Here is a 3,465-nt window from a genome sequence, read left to right on the forward strand (position 1 = left end):
GTCATAAAGCGTTTGCAACTGACTTTTGCCTGCGATCAAGACGTCGCATGACTGGCGTCACTACGATGCCGTGAAGGATGATGGACACCAAAATGACCAGCGAAACGGTGGCCCACAGGACATCGGTTTTGGCGAATGGGGCATGACCAGTCGCATAAGCCATGTAGTAGAACGATCCCAAACCCCGAATGCCGAAGATTGCAATGACCGCCTTTTCCCTTCCTGGAATCGGGCTTCCAATCAAGCCGAGCCAACCCGCGGCTGGACGAACAAGGAAGATAATTGTGAGTGTGACTGCAGCTACTCTCCAGTCGAACGCTCCGAAAACTGTTCCTTCTGCGATGGCTGCTCCGAAACACACGAGCACAACCATCATCAAAAGCCGTTCAATCTGTTCAGCAAAATCGTGCAGGTTTGTGTGGTAGTCGCTTCCGCGTTCAGCCGCCCTAAGCGTCAGGGCTGTGACAAACACGCCAACAAAACCGTAGCCATGGGCCATCTCTATCAGACCGTAGCTCAGGCAGGTGATACCCAGCGCAACAAATCCGTCGCCAGTACGCGCAAGTTTTGCTCGTTTTGGAAGGCGAAAGGTCAAGATGCCCAAAAGCTTCCCAGTCAGCCATCCCAAACAGATACCTGCGCCGAGCCGCCACAACACATCGAACAGGAGCCAATGCTCCAACCACGGTTCGCCAGCTTGCGTTGCCAGTGCCAAAGCGATGGCCAAATGGACGAAGGGAAAGCTCAGACCATCATTGAGGCCGGCTTCCGACGTTAGTGAGAACCGCACTTCTCCATCTTCGCCCGATTGCGGCGGTCCAACCTGAACGTCACTGGCAAGGACCGGGTCTGTCGGGGCAAGGGCAGATCCAAGCAAGAGAGCCGACGCCAATCCAAGTCCAAGGATGCTCCAGCCGAGAGCAGCAATGGCAGCGATCGTCAGCGGCATCGAGATGGCGAGAAGCCGCCATGTTGTCATCCAGCTCCGCCATCCCAAGGGTCTATCGATCTTCAGACCTGCCCCCATCAGTGAAATGATAACGGCGAATTCCGTTACCTTCTCGGTCATGTAGCGGCTGTCGAGGGGATTGGAACCGACGATTGTCGAAAGAGGTGTCCATACAAATAATGTTCCGAAGGCAATGCATATCATAGGCAATGACAGAGGAAAGTCCTTGAGCAGCATAGGCAGCCAAGCGGTGAACAGAACGACCACGCCAAACAGTGCGAGGAGGACAACATAGGTGTTAATAGGCATACTCCTGAGGATGGCGGCGGCTTACCACAACGTTTAAGGTGGCGAGAAGTTCGAAGACCTTATTGAGCAGAAGCGCCAAACGCTCTCGTTCATCCTTCTTTGGAACGAACTCGCAACTGATCATTTTGTTCTCCACGACCCAAATAATCTGAAGTATTAGATAGCGTAGAATCAGCCGACTGGTGCACCGCCGTATCTCGACGCATTGTCCTCTCATCTAAAAGAGGACAGGATATCGTCACTTCAGCAATCCAGCTGTGCGCAGAGCATCTTCGATCACATCGCTGACCGATCGGTTGGCATGTCGTGGAGCTTCCCGCTCAGGTTGAGGGGCGGCACTCGCTTCCTGCTCAACGATAGGCGTTCTCTCATCACCAAGGAGTCCCCACGAATTGGCGATATGCCAAGTGGATGAGATGCCGACATCAAGCATGAAGGGACGGGGAGACCCGTAACTGTGTTCACCCACTCTTTGGAGTGGAGTGCCGTGGCCCATTCCATTGATTGTGTACGCTTCAACTACGGTGGTACCCTCTATGTTGCTCCATTTGCGCACGGGATGGCCATTCACCATTCCCGCAATCGGAGCTTGATGGAATTCGTGCAGGTTGCGCCATTGTCCAAGGATTGCTTCCATGTTGAGTGGATCGACGGTTCTATCGGCGGTGCCGTGCCAAACGGAAATGGAGGGCCATGGTCCTTGGTGATCGGATGCGCGCCGGACCCGATCAGCGAGAACGCGGCCTTCCTGCAAGCCGTGGCCACGCATTCGGTCGAATGCCTCGGGGATGCTTGACGCGCTGCCATACGGCAAACCTGCAATGATTGCGCCTCCTTTGAACATCTCGGGATAAGTGGCAAGCATGGCCGCGGCCATCGCACCGCCTGCTGATAAGCCAGTCACATAGATCTTTGCCGGGTCTATGGAARGCCTGTCCATTAGGACTTCAATCATCTGGCTGATTGAACAGACCTCTCCTTGGCCTCGAGTCGTGTCTTCAGTGGCAAACCAATTGAAGCAAAGGTTCGGATTATTTTTTCGTTGCTGTTCGGGAAATAGCAAGGCAAATCCGTATTTATCGGCCAGCTCCGACCATCCTGAGCCGTTGTCATAGTCGGCTGCCGTTTGTGTGCAGCCATGAWGGACAACCACAAGTGGCGATCCAGGCTCGAACGTCTTCGGAATATACGTCCACGCGAGCAGGTCGCCTGGATTTGAATCGAAGTCCGGCAAGATACATAAACGCGTGTTCGACTTCGTCCAGGTCGGCCTGGCTTGGCGGCGCTGACCATTCAGTCGGTTGATCGTATCGGCAATATTCCTCATGACAGCGTCCTCATTGATCAACGACGGGATGGCGCTGATACACGGCTAACGCGTCTCACAAGCAATCGTTGCTGCACTGCACAAATTATTTGGACTAGGGGTAGTCAAGCCGACGGCAGGCGTCCTCCAAACAACAAAAGGCCTTCTCGTCTTTGACGGAATGTGGCGAGGGGTGGCCGCGGTGTTTCCCACCGGGCCATATGCTCCGGCGAGGGGCAAAAAGTCTGAGGACCGTTTGAAAGCGGCTGGATACAACAGAAGACGAACAACCGGAGCCGGACAAGGGGCAAACTATTTGAAGCCGGAACGATAAATGTAACTGCGAGTTGTTGAGGTGCAGGTTTCAATTGGAGCACCAAATTATGAAGACACTCGCTGAGCTGTTCGAGCACACTCTAAAAGATGTTTATTATGCCGAGAATGCTATCGCAAAGGCCCTTCCAAAAGTATCGAGCGCGGTAAAAAATGCAGCGTTGAAAAAGAGCCTGGATGAGCACCTTGCAGAAACTAAAGGCCAGATCAAAACCTTGGAAAAGGTTTTCAAGACTATCGGCGTCAAACCTGCAGGCGAGAAATGCGATGCTACGGATGGTCTTTTAAAAGAGGCGGACGGTATACTTGCGGAAGCGCAAGGTGTTGCCTTGGAAGCTGGTGCACTAGCGGCCTGCCAAGCCGTCGAACATTATGAAATAGCCCGTTATGGCTCTCTGCGCGAATGGGCAAAGGTTCTCGGAAATGAACCAGCTCACGTACTGCTGAGTGAAATCCTCGACCAGGAAAAGGCGGCCAACAACAAGCTTACAAACTTGGCGGTTACCTCGATCAACAAGTAGCATCCAATCGCTACAAAACTCTGGTTATATCCCCTAAGCGTTTTTAC

3 protein-coding genes are annotated in these 3,465 nt (G+C 53.2%); 1 reads left to right on the forward strand and 2 read right to left on the reverse strand.

Annotation, left to right across the window (positions count from 1 at the left end):
- Window position 1: 1 nt before the first annotated feature.
- Both ACXJ5O_RS22080 and ACXJ5O_RS22085 read right to left on the reverse strand, forming a co-directional pair.
- Window positions 2-1,252 (reverse strand): cation:proton antiporter, encoded by a 1,251-nt coding sequence (locus ACXJ5O_RS22080; RefSeq protein ID WP_457301767.1) that lies wholly within the window; start codon window positions 1,250-1,252, stop codon window positions 2-4.
- Window positions 1,253-1,496: 244 nt separating this feature from the next.
- On the reverse strand, window positions 1,497-2,585 hold the full coding sequence (locus tag ACXJ5O_RS22085; protein WP_457301765.1) for an extracellular catalytic domain type 1 short-chain-length polyhydroxyalkanoate depolymerase: 1,089 nt from the start codon (window positions 2,583-2,585) through the stop codon (window positions 1,497-1,499).
- A gap of 362 nt (window positions 2,586-2,947) precedes the next feature.
- On the opposite strand from ACXJ5O_RS22085, the gene ACXJ5O_RS22090 reads away from it, so the two are divergent.
- Window positions 2,948-3,418 carry a YciE/YciF ferroxidase family protein gene (locus ACXJ5O_RS22090; protein WP_457301766.1) on the forward strand — a complete coding sequence of 157 codons (471 nt, stop codon included), beginning with the start codon at window positions 2,948-2,950 and terminating at the stop codon, window positions 3,416-3,418.
- Window positions 3,419-3,465: the final 47 nt, after the last annotated feature.

The sequence above is a fragment of the Phyllobacterium sp. P5_D12 genome (assembly GCF_054049495.1).

Excerpts from the sequence above, each read along its gene's own strand:
- ACXJ5O_RS22090 (WP_457301766.1), top strand. The coding sequence starts at position 2,948 with ATGAAGACACTCGCTGAGCTGTTCGAGCACACTCTAAAAGATGTTTAT.